This is a genomic window from Staphylococcus sp. SB1-57 (assembly GCF_017086425.1).
Taxonomy (GTDB): Bacteria; Bacillota; Bacilli; order Staphylococcales; family Staphylococcaceae; genus Staphylococcus; species Staphylococcus warneri_A.
This window is the reverse complement of sequence record NZ_CP070964.1, coordinates 2,316,001-2,330,574: the sequence shown is the minus strand read 5'-3', so window position 1 is coordinate 2,330,574 and position 14,574 is coordinate 2,316,001. Positions and strand designations below refer to the sequence as shown.

Annotated in this window: 20 protein-coding genes; 17 read left to right on the top strand and 3 right to left on the bottom strand. The window is 29.8% G+C overall.

The annotated features are described in order from the left end of the window. Window positions 1–149 precede the first annotated feature (149 nt). On the bottom strand, window positions 150–1,373 hold the full coding sequence (locus JX000_RS11515) for a tyrosine-type recombinase/integrase (protein WP_206140727.1): 1,224 nt from the start codon (window positions 1,371–1,373) through the stop codon (window positions 150–152). 8 nt (window positions 1,374–1,381) lie between these two features. After that, a complete protein-coding gene (locus JX000_RS11510; RefSeq protein ID WP_107560731.1) occupies window positions 1,382–2,305 on the bottom strand; it encodes a helix-turn-helix domain-containing protein in 924 nt (307 codons plus the stop codon). A 191-nt stretch (window positions 2,306–2,496) separates the two neighbouring features. Here JX000_RS11510 and JX000_RS11505 point away from each other — a divergent pair, with 191 nt between their 5' ends. From JX000_RS11505 to JX000_RS11425, 17 genes are all read left to right on the top strand, one after another. Next, window positions 2,497–2,718 (top strand): helix-turn-helix transcriptional regulator, encoded by a 222-nt coding sequence (locus JX000_RS11505; RefSeq protein ID WP_107536183.1) that lies wholly within the window; start codon window positions 2,497–2,499, stop codon window positions 2,716–2,718. Then, window positions 2,718–2,990, top strand: coding sequence for a helix-turn-helix domain-containing protein (locus tag JX000_RS11500; RefSeq protein ID WP_206140726.1), 273 nt, complete (start codon window positions 2,718–2,720; stop codon window positions 2,988–2,990). Before JX000_RS11505 ends, JX000_RS11500 begins: the two co-directional genes overlap by 1 nt. Window positions 2,991–3,005: 15 nt before the next feature. Beyond that, window positions 3,006–3,143 carry a hypothetical protein gene (locus JX000_RS11495; RefSeq protein ID WP_000800860.1) on the top strand — a complete coding sequence of 46 codons (138 nt, stop codon included), beginning with the start codon at window positions 3,006–3,008 and terminating at the stop codon, window positions 3,141–3,143. A gap of 1 nt (window position 3,144) precedes the next feature. Further along, window positions 3,145–3,564, top strand: coding sequence for a pathogenicity island protein (locus JX000_RS11490; protein ID WP_241004986.1), 420 nt, complete (start codon window positions 3,145–3,147; stop codon window positions 3,562–3,564). Beyond that, complete coding sequence (gene tscT, locus JX000_RS11485) at window positions 3,564–3,863, top strand: type II toxin-antitoxin system toxin TscT (RefSeq protein ID WP_206140725.1); 300 nt, start codon at window positions 3,564–3,566, stop codon at window positions 3,861–3,863. The genes JX000_RS11490 and tscT overlap by 1 nt, the downstream gene beginning before the upstream one ends. 90 nt (window positions 3,864–3,953) lie before the next feature. Beyond that, the gene (locus JX000_RS11480) at window positions 3,954–4,823 is read left to right on the top strand and encodes a primase alpha helix C-terminal domain-containing protein (protein ID WP_206140724.1); all 870 of its coding nucleotides are present in this window, start codon (window positions 3,954–3,956) and stop codon (window positions 4,821–4,823) included. 11 nt (window positions 4,824–4,834) lie between these two features. After that, window positions 4,835–6,202, top strand: coding sequence for a DNA primase family protein (locus tag JX000_RS11475; protein WP_206140723.1), 1,368 nt, complete (start codon window positions 4,835–4,837; stop codon window positions 6,200–6,202). 242 nt (window positions 6,203–6,444) lie between these two features. After that, window positions 6,445–6,798, top strand: a complete 354-nt coding sequence (locus tag JX000_RS11470) for a hypothetical protein (RefSeq protein WP_017636848.1) — start codon at window positions 6,445–6,447, stop codon at window positions 6,796–6,798. Beyond that, window positions 6,791–7,156, top strand: coding sequence for a hypothetical protein (locus tag JX000_RS11465; protein WP_206140722.1), 366 nt, complete (start codon window positions 6,791–6,793; stop codon window positions 7,154–7,156). The genes JX000_RS11470 and JX000_RS11465 overlap by 8 nt, the downstream gene beginning before the upstream one ends. Then, window positions 7,157–7,798 carry a pathogenicity island protein gene (locus JX000_RS11460; protein WP_206140721.1) on the top strand — a complete coding sequence of 214 codons (642 nt, stop codon included), beginning with the start codon at window positions 7,157–7,159 and terminating at the stop codon, window positions 7,796–7,798. It abuts the gene before it with no gap. Between the two features lie 409 nt (window positions 7,799–8,207). Then, complete coding sequence (locus JX000_RS11455) at window positions 8,208–8,549, top strand: pathogenicity island protein (RefSeq protein ID WP_126510278.1); 342 nt, start codon at window positions 8,208–8,210, stop codon at window positions 8,547–8,549. A gap of 29 nt (window positions 8,550–8,578) precedes the next feature. Then, the gene (locus JX000_RS11450) at window positions 8,579–9,229 is read left to right on the top strand and encodes a hypothetical protein (RefSeq protein WP_206140720.1); all 651 of its coding nucleotides are present in this window, start codon (window positions 8,579–8,581) and stop codon (window positions 9,227–9,229) included. Window positions 9,230–9,290: 61 nt separating this feature from the next. Next, window positions 9,291–9,749, top strand: coding sequence for a pathogenicity island protein (locus JX000_RS11445; protein ID WP_206140719.1), 459 nt, complete (start codon window positions 9,291–9,293; stop codon window positions 9,747–9,749). A gap of 2 nt (window positions 9,750–9,751) precedes the next feature. Then, window positions 9,752–10,093: a helix-turn-helix domain-containing protein gene (locus tag JX000_RS11440; protein WP_206140718.1), complete on the top strand. Its 342-nt coding sequence runs from the start codon at window positions 9,752–9,754 to the stop codon at window positions 10,091–10,093. Between the two features lie 4 nt (window positions 10,094–10,097). Continuing rightward, a complete protein-coding gene (locus JX000_RS11435; RefSeq protein ID WP_206140717.1) occupies window positions 10,098–10,619 on the top strand; it encodes a terminase small subunit in 522 nt (173 codons plus the stop codon). A gap of 2,650 nt (window positions 10,620–13,269) precedes the next feature. Beyond that, the gene (locus JX000_RS11430) at window positions 13,270–13,503 is read left to right on the top strand and encodes a hypothetical protein (RefSeq protein WP_241004985.1); all 234 of its coding nucleotides are present in this window, start codon (window positions 13,270–13,272) and stop codon (window positions 13,501–13,503) included. 558 nt (window positions 13,504–14,061) lie between these two features. Beyond that, entirely contained in the window at window positions 14,062–14,316 is a 255-nt protein-coding gene (locus JX000_RS11425) for a GlsB/YeaQ/YmgE family stress response membrane protein (RefSeq protein ID WP_002451497.1), read from the top strand. 74 nt (window positions 14,317–14,390) lie between these two features. Here JX000_RS11425 and JX000_RS11420 read toward each other — a convergent pair whose 3' ends face one another. Continuing rightward, complete coding sequence (locus JX000_RS11420; protein ID WP_182459457.1) at window positions 14,391–14,567, bottom strand: hypothetical protein; 177 nt, start codon at window positions 14,565–14,567, stop codon at window positions 14,391–14,393. Between the last annotated feature and the right edge of the window lie 7 nt (window positions 14,568–14,574).

Sequence of the window (14,574 nt, the reverse complement as noted above, 5' to 3'; positions counted from 1 at the left end):
AGAAAAAGGGCATTATATGAAAGTTTTGGAAATTTAGGCATAAAAAATACGCCTATATTAAAGCGTATTTATTTTGATATTTTATTGTTTTTTACAGGTCTGTATTCGTGACCTTATATCAGATATAATACAGTTCACTTTATACTCAGTTAACTATAAGTACTAATATGTTCCAATTTATTCATCATATCTTTTGCCATCTGATCAGTAACATGTGTGTATATCTCTAGTGTGGTTTTATAGTCCGAGTGTCCTACACGGTCTTGTATAGCTTTTAGGTTAATCCCCAATTGTGCAAGTGTGGATATATGCGTGTGACGTAATGTGTGCGTCGTTACAGACTTCTTAATGGAACTAATCTCAGTAGCCTCTTTGATAATGTTGTTTATTTTGTTCAAGTCGATAGGGCTACCAGCTGTATTTGTGAATATGTACCCTCTATCAATAAATTTGTCATTCCACTGGTTTTCTTTCTTGTTTTCTAAAATAAGTGTTTTAAGTAAGTTAATACTTTGGGTAGTGATTCCGATTGTTCTATAGCTTTTACTTGTTTTTGTGGTCTCTTTTACTCCGAATGCTCCCGTTTCTTCATCAGTTACCCAATTAATTGTACCGTCGATATCTAGCGTTTTATCTTCATAGTTTATACTTTCACTCTTTATTGCAAGTAGCTCACCAATACGCATGCCATTAGCAATTTGAAACTGTACTATAGCTTTGACCATTTTATAATTACGTTTTCTCATTGAATGTTTTTTGTGCTTAATTAGGTAATCAAAACAACTAAGTAACTCTTTGACTTCACTATCTTCTAAATAGTTATTACGTTTAGCTTGTAGTTCGTCTCTAGTTTTAGCTTTTTTAGGAATATCTATTTTATCTAGTGTACTTATGTCTTGGAGATCGTAATATTTAAACGCATATTTGAAAACAGAACGAATGATAATAACAAGAGACTGAACGTGTCCTTTACTATGTATACTAGCCCAGTTGTTAATAATATCTTGTAGATAAGTGTGGGTGATATTGTTTATCAGCACTTCTTTATCTATAGCATTTTTAACTGTGTTTGTATTGCTAATCTTTTCTTTGATTGTTGTAACCTTTGAACCAGAATGATTTTTATAATACTCTAACCACTCATCGCATGCAGCATGGAAAGTTAGTGACTTAAGTGTAGTAGGTGTCTTATAGTTCAACTTCGTCTCTATACGCTTATTTAAGAGTTTCTGAGCCTCCTTTTGTGACTGCTTACCATTCTTATTAAGTACCACGCTAACACGTCGCCATTTGTTTGTGAGTGGATCTTTGTACTTCTCGTAATAGCGAAATTGTACATCACCATGTTTGTTAGTGAATTTCTCATGCCACATTTTTATCCCTACTTTTTATATTCAAAAATTATTTCTTTATCCTCTTTTTTTATATCTATTTGATAGTTATCCGGAAATTTTATTGAAAAGTTAGTTAGGTTGTTTTTTGTCTCATCAAATTCTATTTCACCAATTTTTACAAATTCCTTGCTTGTATTACTTTGTGGTTTGATTCCTAATAATGATTTTTTTGTTATTAAGAAATCTAAATCAGTGTAATTAGCTACTTTCCAATTTTTTCTTATGTGTAATACATTAATTTGTTTATTGGTTTTAGTTAATTCATCTATTGTAAAAATAGGTGTAGCTATATTTGAATTATCAGTATCTTCAAATAGTTTTTCAATTATAAGATCAACATCATTTTTAATTGGATTTAATCTATTCTCAATAAGACTTGAATATTTAGTTTTAAGGTAACTTTCTATAAGTTCATATATAAATTTTTTGTCTTTTGAATCTAACTGTATGAAAGCTTTAGGTTCTCCGTTAAAAAAATTGAAGTCAGATATCGGCTCTATTTCTTCGAGGTCAAATGAAAAATGGTTATCATTTTTAAATCCAAAAGTAATAGGTGAGTTATGCTGATTTAATAGCCAGTTCAATGAATAGTACGGTTTTGCTACTATTGAATTATTTTCAAACATACCTCGCTCTGTTAATAAAAATTTAACGAATGGATAAGGTTGTACTTTTATTCCGCCTATCAAACAATACATTATGTATTTTTCTGCTACTAATATGTCATATGTTTCTTCTCCACCATAAAGATAAGAAGATAGGTTATATAAGTAATCGCTATTTGGAAAGGTTTTGTTGTTTTCGACCATTGATATATAAGAACTACTAACTTTAAGTTCTTCTGCTGTTTCTTTTACAGATTTCTTTTTGTTTAAGCGTTCATTCTTCAAAAACGTCCCTAAATCATACATTAAGTAAAAACTACCTTTCTTTTTAATTTATACATAGATTATAGCATTTTTAATTTCTTAAGTTAAATAATTATTGACTTTAAACTTAACTTAAGTTAAATTATAAATACAACTTAATTAAAAAGCTTTATAACTAATTTATATCGTCTGTAATTAAGTTTAATATTTAAATTTGATTAAGAGGTGATTTTGTGAAAGCTAAGGAAAATTTGTTAAAAAATGAAATATTCTTAAACGGATATTCCATAAAAGAATTTTCAGATAAGGTTAATATTTCTAGAACTTATATGAGTTCAGTAGTAACTAGAAAGAAAGGTTTAAGTCCTCAAAAAGCAAAAGATGTAGCTAATGCATTAGGTGTTGAAATTCAAGATATTTTTGAATTTGAATTTGAAGTTAAGGAGGTTAAATAATGTCTAGAACAAAGTTGCAAGATTTACCAACAAAAGAAAATACGATCACTGAACCAAAGCAAGTAGTGGTAAAGCCTATGTTTGCTAAACCCAATACGCTAGCAAGTATTTTTGGAATTTCGTACAGTTCAGTTAACCGTATTTTAAAAGAGTGGGAAAAAGATTCTAAAGGTATTGATGATTTGTATTATTCATTGTCATCAACAATGACTGTTATCAGTATTCCGCGTTTTGAAGAGTACATGAAAAAACGTCATAAAAAATGGATGTAGAAAGGGAGATCGCAAATGAAAAATTATCTAACATATATTGGTACGATTTCATTTATAACGTTAGCAGTAGCATTAGTTGCAAACGTATTTATTGCATTCGCTTTATATATTTTAGCGTCGGCATATGGAATTAAATTATTGGAGGTTGAATAATATGAAAAACAAACAAAACTTAAATAAAAATAATAAATTCAGAGAGGAAAATGAACAAATGAATAAATTAACTAGAGAAGATTACAAAAATATTGATGGTAAATTGAATTATGAGCACATAGTGAATAATAAAAAGCAAAATAGAAAAACATCTAAATTATTACGAAAACGTCGTAACAGAGATGTTTCAATTATAAAAAATGAATATCCTAATTTAAGTAAAAGTGAAATTACAAAAGTATTAGATGATTACAGAAATTATAAAGAGTTTGTAAAATCTTCAAATATTTTGATGGACTTCCCTATAAATTATGAAAATTCTAATATTCATAAATTAATTACTAAGGATGATGTTGAAGAATTAAAATGGGCAATCGAAGAAATGACGAGTTTTATTGAAAAGTTGGAGGACGTAGAATAATGAAAATGGAAATTAGAAATTTATTTAGTGATTTAGAAGTAGTAAAAGAAAAAATTGAAGATCTAAAAACTGCACATGTTTGGTTTGACGAAGAATATTTCAAATATGCAAGTAGTAATCCTTTAACAAAAGAACAAGTTCTGGAACATGGTTATAAGTACAGAGAACACGCTATTCACAACACTCAACATTTAGATTTATTAGGTTTATATCTTATAGAATTTGATGAATTAATTAAAAAGTTTCATGAAATAGAAAAAACGTTACTTCCAACCGACCAAAGCGAAAGTAACGCATAGAAATTTAATAATCTAACAACGGAGTAATTTAGAAATTACACAAAATAATTATAACATCTTTACTCTGTTGTTTCATTAGAGGTGTAAAAGTTGAACAAAATTAAATTAGAACACGATACGCAAGTTTCAGTGATTTGGTATAACAATTTAGATTCAAGATCTTTTAAGAGTTTTTCTCAACCTAAATGGAGTGAGTTAATTAATAGGTTATCCATACCACAAAATAATACTGACAAATATGCTCGTGGTGTCGCTGTATATGGTGATATGAACGATGGTACTGACGAGAATGGAAATGAATATCAGAAATACCGTAACAATGACAATGTGATTTATCGTGATGTCCTAGTGTTGGATTATGATGATATACCCAATTTGAGACCACTGCATGATGCAATTACAGACACTTTAAAAGGCGTTGCATGGTTTTGGCATACTACGTTTAATCATCAAACAGAAAGCCCTAGAATACGCTTGTATGTGCCATTAAATGAGCGTGTCAATGCAGATGATTACCGTAAGTATACAAAAGTGTTAGTAAGCAAGATAGGTCATAGGGTAGATGAGGGGAGCTTTCAACCTAGTAGAGCGATGGCGTTACCAGTTTATGAAAAAGATAAGTATGTGTTTTTACATCAACATAATGACGCACCGATTTTGGAGATTCAAACATTAGAGAAATGGCTTAAAGAATATAAACAACAACATAAAGAATCAACTAAATTTAAATATCCTAAACGTCGTGATAATGAGTTCTGGAAGTCTATTGCTTTTGGCGTATCAACTGGGAATCGAAACCAAACGCTAACATCTTTGATTGGTGTATTACTCAATAGACGTGTACCAGATCCATTAGTATACGCATATTGTTATATGTGGAATGAAAATTGCAACCCTCCATTGAGTTCTAGAGAGTTTAACGCCACATTTGAATCTATATATAAACGAGAACATCGATAAGGAGGATTTTTATGGCAACATTTCCAGACTTTTTGGAAAACAAGACGATATTTGATGAAAAAGATTTCTTTGATGGAAATAGATTTAAGTTCTATGAATTTGCCTTATTTTTGTATGAAGAATATCACGGTTGCTATATAGATAACCGTCCTCATATATTCACAGGTAAGAAGTACGAACCACTTAATATAGATGTTGTCCGTAAGATGACTATTAAATATATTCCATCATTGAGAGAACAGCAAAACAAAGAAGTGTATCAGAAGTTAAAAACACTATGTTTAGGTAATAAACAAAACCAATGTTCAGCACGTTATATAGGTTTAAAGAACGGCATATATGACACTGTAGAAGATAAGTTAAAGCCATTTAGTCCTCAATACTATATAACCAATATTATTGATGTTGATTTCGACGAGAATGCACAAAGTGATTTGATAGAAAGGTTTATCAAAGATATTTCTAATGAAGATGACGAAGTAGAACAACTGATTTATGAAATGATTGGCTACGGTTTATATCGTGATAATTTCTTACAAGTTGCATTCTTTTACTATAGTCCAGGTGGAAACGGTAAAACTACTTTACTTAAATTATTGCACCATTTTTATAATCCAGAGAATACAACGGCGTTATCTTTTAATGATTTAAACGATAAGTTCAAACCGGCCAACTTACAAGGGAAATTAGTGAATATTGCTGATGATATTGATCCGAACAGAATCAAAGATACAGGTAATTTCAAAATTATTGTTACTGGTAACTACATTACACTTGAGTTTAAAGGGCAAGACGCATTTGAGTTTAAACCATATGTAAAACTCATATTTGCTAGTAATGAATTACCAATGAGCAATGACAAGAGTGAGGGATTCTATAGACGTATGGTAATTATCCCTATGTTGCGTAAATTTGGTAAAGACGGACAAAAGAAAGATCCGATGTTACTAAATAAACTGATAACACCACATAATATGTCAGCATTGCTTAATTTAGCATTAAAAGGTCTAAAGAGAACGCTAGAAAACAATGAGATAATAGAACCTCAAATCGCTAGAAAGACCAAAGAAGAATATCAACATGACAATAACCCAGTGCTACAGTTTATAGAAGACGCAGAAGATAAAGACTACAGACAATTGCCAATAGTAGAGGGGAGAAATACCGATAAAGCATATGAAATATATCAAATATGGTGTGCTAACAATGGCTATCATCATATGAATAAAATGAATTTCTCTAAAGAATTATCAAAGTTAGGATATAAATCTGTAGCTTACTGGTCAAAAGCTCAAGAAAAAACTAAAAGATTCTATGTGAAAGATACAACCAATGTAATATACGATTCTAACGGAATTATATTAAAAACCTTACGCTAATCTGTAAGGAATATTAGAAAAGTGTAAGGTGTAAAAGCGTTGATATAACTAAGTTTATTACGAATACCTTACACCTTACACTTAAATAACAATTCATAAGAATATTAAAGTATCTAAAAAAAATTATAAACTAGAGCATATTATCTGTAAGGTGTAAGAAATACAGCGAAAATACTGATATAAAAGGATCTATCACATTACAGGCTAGTGTGAGAAAAATGAATATACTGTGAGGTTTTGTAATGAAGAATATACAAAGTAAGTTAATAGATTATATAAAAGATAATGCCGGTACTTCTTTTGTAGAAATAGAAAAAGTATTTGATGAAAATGGTTTTGATTATAAAGGTCAAGGAGCATATACAAGTGCAGTAAATAATAATATTGTGTATTGGTATGGATGGAATAAACAGGCTTTCGATGTAGTAAGTGAACTAGTAAACGATGGTGTTATAGAAATGAAAAAGTGTGAATCATTTATATACATGGTCGACGGTAAAGGTCTGAACTTTCCTGTTTTAAAATCAGATAATGTAGACACTTATCACTGGTTACCAGTTACTTTCAATATAGTTAAGGAGGTAACGCATGGATAGTTTAGAACAAATTAAAAGTAAAGTGATTAAGTTTATTGAAGACAAGGGAGAGGCTTACATTTATGAATTGGAACCGATATTTGATAAAGCAGGCGTTCCGTTTAATGGCAAACGATCACTTGTTTATAAAAATAAGAGAAATCAAGTATTCTTTTATCATTGTTCAACGGAATCTGGTTCAGTAATAAGTGACTTGAGCAACGAAGGTAAAATAGCAATTAAGAATAAACATAGTGCAGTGAATAGGTATTTGTTAGACGGGAAAGTACCACCATTACCATTGGCTATCACTGATGAGGTAAGCACACCATCATGGATACCTGTAGTATTACGAATAAAAGATAAAGGAGCAAACTAAATGAAAGTTGAAATAATCGCAAACCAATTTGAAACAAGAGCAGGTACGTTATTAAGATATTACACAGGTTTATTAGAAAGTAGCAGAGAATCACATTTCGCTTTCAAAATATATAACGATCCGTTTGATATGGTGTATGTGATGATGAAAGGTAAATTGTACGGTCATGTGTATATTCAAGATTGCAATGTAAGACAATCGTTTGAATTAGCGTCTCCTAAGCATACTGAGGGACTAATAAGAAGTATTGAGGGGCATTATGCAGGTTATGAAATAGAAGATGATGAACATATGTCTATTAGCGATATGATGGCAGATAATCTATTTAACGATGAGTATTTTATGTGTGGACTTCAGACATTTGCAGAAAGCAATAATACTGATATGTTCACATACATTGAGGGTGGCTTGAATGTTGATGAACTTGAGGGTATTCAGTCCAGTAATGCTGATGTTATAGGTAATATCGAAGTAATGTACCAGTTAGCTACAGGGATTAATGAACCAGCAACAGAATTAGTTGAGGGATTGAAGTTGGTAACTGAATTTGTGCAAGATGAGAACGCTACACAAGAGGATTACAAAGCGTTAGAGCGTAAGTTAAGTGAATTGAAAGCAACTTATTATAGTTTGAATAAGTAGTGGTAAGAGGGGTCACATATGTTGTGTGGCTCCTATATAAAAATAGGAAAGGTTTTATGAGGGTATGAAAAAATAGCAGAGTTCAAATTTAGGCTTTGATTAAAAACTAAAAAAAGCTAAGTATTCAAAATTTCATAAGCGGCAAAACTACACTCTTTAATAGAACGTTTGTTCTTATTAGAGAGTTTGTGAAAGTATATGAATACCATTATAAATATTGTTATATCAATGTTTAAGTTGAATGATAAGAAATAATTAAAATCAGTAAAATAGAGAACGTAAGTTTGCGTTTTGAGTGTAAATTTAGTATAATAGAGATAAGGAGAAAAAGTTCAGAGCGAAAGAAATCATGTGTAAGAATCATTGAAAATTAGGGGACAACAAATACTAATATATAAGAGGTTTTGACATGATAAAAACGATAGAAAAACAGGTAGCTCAACCACCAACCGAATATTTAAGAGTTTATGATATTATTCAGAACTCAAATGAAAAGTATGTAACTAAAACTAAAATACTGAATCAACTAGGCTATCCACTAAATAAAGCTAATGATAGATGGCTAACACAAGTCATTACTAGTTTAATTATTAATTATCAATATCCAGTAGGCTATAGCTATAAGAAAGACGCTAGAGGTTATTACATCATTAGAAGTAAAGAAGATAAACAACAAGCAATCTATAGTGTTAAACGACAAGTATTAGGCGCACAGACACGTTTAAAAGCGTTAGAAGAAATAAAAGTATAAAAAATTTGAAAAGAAAGAGGCATAAGAATATGACAACAAAAATGGAACAAAACACATGGAGTGTATTCTTTGATGATAGAAAATATAGAAATCTTTTAGGAGATTTAGACGATTTACTTACCGAAACTAAGACAATGTATAGACAGGGCTATCGTCCAGATGTCATTGATAAGCAACAACAACCAAAAGTTGAGGCGTTAACTGAAAGTTTTAAACAGTTTGCTATAAATAAGATGGAAGATATCAAAAATAAACTAGATACATTAACTGAACAAGCGCAACAGGATTATAACAATCCTCAATCTGAAATGTTAAAGCGCCAAGATCTATCAGCTAAAATTGATTTAATTGATAATACTGAAGTTATCGCAATGATTGTAAATGCTGATGCTACTAATACGACGGTATATGAATTGAAGTTACTCCAAGATGTCATCAATAAGCGATTTACTGAAAGTGAAAAAAATAAAGTAGCCATGAGTTTTGAAACATTGAAACAAAACGTTCTATATCCAGAGCGTAATGATGAATTTTCTCAACTTGAATATAACTATAACGTAATTAATCAAACGGGAATGGCTAACAGTGGTGTGGTTGTAACAGAAAATGAATATGGTTCAGTGGATTTCAAAACGATTAATGACCGATATGCTGATGCAATCAAAAGTGTGACAAAATAAAAACTAACTAGCGCCTATCCTTAATTGGGTAGGCTCATTCTATATTGTTGGGGGTATTATCGTGCAGGAACATACTAATGAATCATATCAACAATCAAAGATATCTGAATATGAGTTATTAACAAAATATAATCCTAAATACATTAATTCTAAAATCAAAACGGCACAGTCACATATAGATGAGATGTATCATTTAAGTACTTCCATTACAACTTGTGACCAGATTATGGGTGTTATATCTGTATCTTATCCAGTTGATAAGCTCGTGATATGGATTAGTGAAACAAAAGGTAATTTGAAACGCTTTAAAGATGATTCAGTCATCCGATTATATTTATTAAAGCAGGTGCTCAATACCTATACCAAAGAAGAACAACAAAAAGTGGTTAGATACATGCAATCACATGGACGTATCAAGACGCATGAGCTCATTGAACGTTTGCAGGTAGATTTATACAACATTAGCCATGATAAGCCTTTAACAAAGGCTAGTGAGCCACAACATACAATGGTGGTGTGATTATGTTTGTTGGTGATAAAGAGACACTGAAAGACTTTATATTAAACTACCATAATAATGTGGATGATGATTATAAGGATGTATCAGTTAATGATTTCTTTACGTTAAATGATGATGTAGAAGAATATTCATATCAAACAATTAATGCAGATGAACATATATTTATGAATGACCTAGATATCCTGGTTGATCGTATTGCAGATTTTAGAGAATACAATATTTTTATGTTGCTATGTAATGGACGCACATTTAATGATATAGCTCAAATACTAGAAATTACCCAATCCAGAGTCCAACAATTATTTGATGGTTTACTAAATAAAGTTATAGAAAATAAGGAGTGATTCAATGGACAAATTAACGCCTAAACAAGAGCGTTTTGTGAATGAGTATATGAAGACACTTAATGTTACTCAAAGCGCTATAAATGCCGGTTATAGCTCAAATAGTGCACACGTAACAGGTAGCAGACTACTGCGCAATGAGAAAGTAAAAGACTATATTCAAAGCAAGAAAGATGAGATTATAGACGATACAATTTTAACTGCAAAAGAAACGTTATATTTACTTACAAAATCAGCTGTTGGTGATGAAACTGAAACTAAGGAAGTTGTGGTTAAGAAAAGCTCATTTGAGCGCAACCCAGATACAGGACGTATGAATCTTGTATACAATGAGCATGTGGAAACAGTAGAAGTACCAATTAAGCCAAGTGATCGTTTAAAAGCACGTGATTTACTTGGTAGATACCACAGTATCTTTACTGATAAAGTAGATATGAATGTGGCGACACCAATATTTATAGATAGTATCGGTCAAAATGACGAAATGAATGAGCGAGATTTAAAAGAATTGGAAAATAATATCTAAATAGTGAGATTTAAGAAGGAATATATCTACTTATCTATGTTTAATACTTAAAAAAATGGTTATATTAATATAGCAGTTATGCATTTGTATAACTTTAAACACTCAAAAAACTATAGTTTTTACTACACTTATTTAAGATATGGTATTTATCTTCTATTTATTAAATAATTATTTTCCCTTAGATTTTCACCCAATCTCTTGTTATTAGTAAAGCTTTCGTTAACCATATCTTAATAAGGTAGTTTTTTTATTTTTGTAAAATGCTTCATTTGAGGTTATATTTATAAGAAGTTAATGGTAGATTAATATTAGTGAGATATTAATTACGTTCTCACGAGGCATTCTATCATCATTATTAGTTTTCTTTCGAAAGATAGTCCTAGTGGCTATCTTTTTGTATTGTGAAAGTCTTTGTAAGTGTGTTATAATCTACGTCTAAAACTAAAACTTTTTTACATCTAAAGTACTCAAAAATGAGTACTTTAGTTTCAAACTAAAGTTACGTAAATAAAATTGTAAATTTTTGCATTATAGAGTTCAATATTATATTATATATTATTAGTAATTGATAACCTCATATATTCGTTACTATTTAAGAACAGTTTATTTAACTGTTCTTATTTTTATGGTATTATATACAATACATGCAACCCTTTGTAGAAAGCTATAAAAAATCCCTGACTAATTTACTTATGCATGTCACTGGGTAAATTCGACATACTTTTTAACTCAGAGTCATTGACCGTATCAGTTATGATACGGTTTTTTTATGAAAGGATTGTCAAAAAATTGTAAATTAATGTGATTTCATCATTAGTAAAATAATGATACATTAAAATAGGAATATAAACGCTACAAAATAATTGTAGTGATTTTGCTTTGAAATATTCCCTCTTGTTTCTATTTGTGTAAAAAGCAGTCATAGTGACTGCTTTTTTATTGAATGACATATTAAATCTTGTTTTTATGTACGATGGTATGTTATAACATAAATATCACATGAAGTGAGAACTCATAAAATATCTTTTACTTTCTGCAAAACCACGTTCATTGTGATCGTGGTTTTTAATTTGTAAAAATGTTATGATTAGTTACGGAGTTCCCCAACTCCATTATTGCTTACGCATTTAAATATCTTTTCGCCACACTCTATATTGAGTGTGGTTTTCTGTATTGAATAAGAATTGTAATGATTGAATCAACTGAATTTAAATAATAGTACAATAATAACCGTCATACATATTGCATATAAAATAGTCCATAATGTGTAAATTATCTTATGATGGTGGTCTGTTAAATTAAATAACATGTATAGATAATAAGAGAACAGCAAAAGACAAATAAAACAGAGTACATATAGGCATACTATGACAAAGGTCAATGCACCATCACCTCACTAAAAATTCATATATTTTTAGTTTAACAGATATTTTAATTTATTTAGTGAATACTATGTTTAAAATATAAATTTCTAGGTATTATATAATCGTCCAACTTTGTTTATTTATGTTTTTTTGCGCTACATCTTATAGGTGTAGTGCTTTTTAATGTGAGAAATCTATTTTGTTGCAATGGAGGAACGAGTTCGCGTGACTAAATATGTTTAAAATATAAGAAATCGGTTAGACAATGGTAGAGTCAATGGAGCCAGTTGGCTCTACCCCTTTGTATAATATTCATGAAAACCCCAACACCACTTTAATTAGTGGTGTTTTTTATGTTTAAATTATTAGAAACCGGTTATACGTATAATAGATTTTAAGCAAATCTATTTTCATTCAAATCTCCATTGTTTTACTTAGCTTAACTAAGTTATGCCACATCTTTTTTAAGGTGTGGTATTTTTATGTTTAAATTATTAGAAATCGGTTATAATATCTGTAGAGCTGGTCACTCGTTTTTAAGATCTTCAATATTTTTTCAATCTTTAAAGAATACTATATCTATTTAAATAGGTATGGTATTTTTTTATGTTCTGAGAAACGTCCTGTGTTACAGTGGCAAATATTATTTCGTAACTATACTATGTGTGTTAATGGTAAATGAATTTGGCGTCATGAAATGCAAGATCAGTATAATTAGTAAATCTAATTATGAAATAGCAGAAGATTAAAGCAAGTTAAAGAAAATGATCTTGGCATAGTGAGTGATCAAATTGATTAAAGTCAGTAAATTAAAACAGAACTCAAGTAACTAAATTTATAAAAGTTAGTGAAGAACTTTCTGATGATTCCACGTGGAATCAAACAATTTTAAGGGCAAAAAAAGGGCATAATTTTGAAACAAAGAGCAAGAGTATGAACTTTAATTTAATGATGGCATAGCTATATATACTGATTTATAGGCGTTTTGATTGTTGATGGAATGTTATAAAATATGTCTATATAAAAGAAGAACAATAATATATAGTTTATTGTCGGAACCTTGTAGGCTTAGCTTATGAGGTTCTTTTTTGTTTTCAAAAACTTCATGAGGGATATTCAATATATAAACAATGTGAATCTGAGGACTTTGAAATTTTCCATGTGTGGAGTTGCTTAGTTATTTTTGTTAATCTTAAAGTATACATAATGATTTATTGATTTTTACGGGGTGATGGGTAATCAATTCTAAAGTGAATGAAGTAATTAAAGGTGTATGTATTAATTTAATGATTACATTTGCAATTGGTATAGCAATTACTTATTTTAACTTTGATTACGGTATTGATAATGCCTTTTTTCATTTTTTAGAAAAAATTAGCGTTGTAAAGTTCTTTGACAATCATTCTGCGAATACTGCAGTGACGCTAGGACTATTGTTAACAGCTTATGAAGTCATTGATACATTATTTTTAGAGGATGATGAAGAGGATGAAACTGAGCGCTCTATACACGAAAAATAAATCACGAATAAAGAAAAGCTATGGCTGAAATTGATTGAATGTCAGTGCCATAGCTTTTCTTAATTATTGTTATTAAAACGACCTAATAAAAATGAAGTTATACTACTTAAAATAATTAATATAATAAGAAAAGAAAGTAGATAAATTTGATTGCTTTCAACATGAAAACCCATCTCAAATTGACCATGTAAATGACCATTAATATAAAAATTGAGTGTAATAATGATCAGAATTAAAATAATAGATATCGCACTTAATAAATCGAAACCTATTTTAAAAATGAAAAATTTATTTTTATTTGCGTTCAAGATGATACAACCTTTCATATTCTTAGAAAATAATAAGTCGGTACCATCCCATTTGTTTATTGTACATTCGTTATTGAATGAATTGCAATTAGAAATTTTAAATGAATGGTTAATAATTATCAATATATAAATATCTATTTTTTTACTAGTTTTAATAAATTTTTAACTAAAATTGTTTCGGGATGTGATTATGGGGTATACACCATAGGTAGACATAATGATAATTATGTATTGAAAGGAGTGAAGACACATGTTCGGATTAATAGGAATGATCATCGTAGGTGGTCTTATCGGTTGGATTGCAGGTGCAATTCTTGGTAAAGATATCCCAGGCGGTATTTTAGGTAATATTATTGCTGGTATCGTAGGTGCATGGGTTGGTTCAATGATCTTTGGACATTGGGGACCAGAACTAGGTAAAATTTATATCTTCCCAGCATTATTAGGTTCAATTATTTTAATTTTCGTGGTATCACTTATTTTAAAAGCTTTAAGAAAAAAATAATTGTAACATAGCAATAGAGATGACCTTAATTGATAAGGACATCTCTATTTTTTTATTATTTAATAGTAGCCCAATTACTCGACGTAAATACTGGCTAAAATGGTCATTAGAAGTGTTAGTAAACATGCTAGAAGGATGATATTTTGTACTTTAATTGAATTACTTTTATAACCATTTTGTCTGTAAATATAAAATAAAAACAACCATGACAAAATGACGAGTATACCTAAAATAATAATCACTATTTTCATAACATAT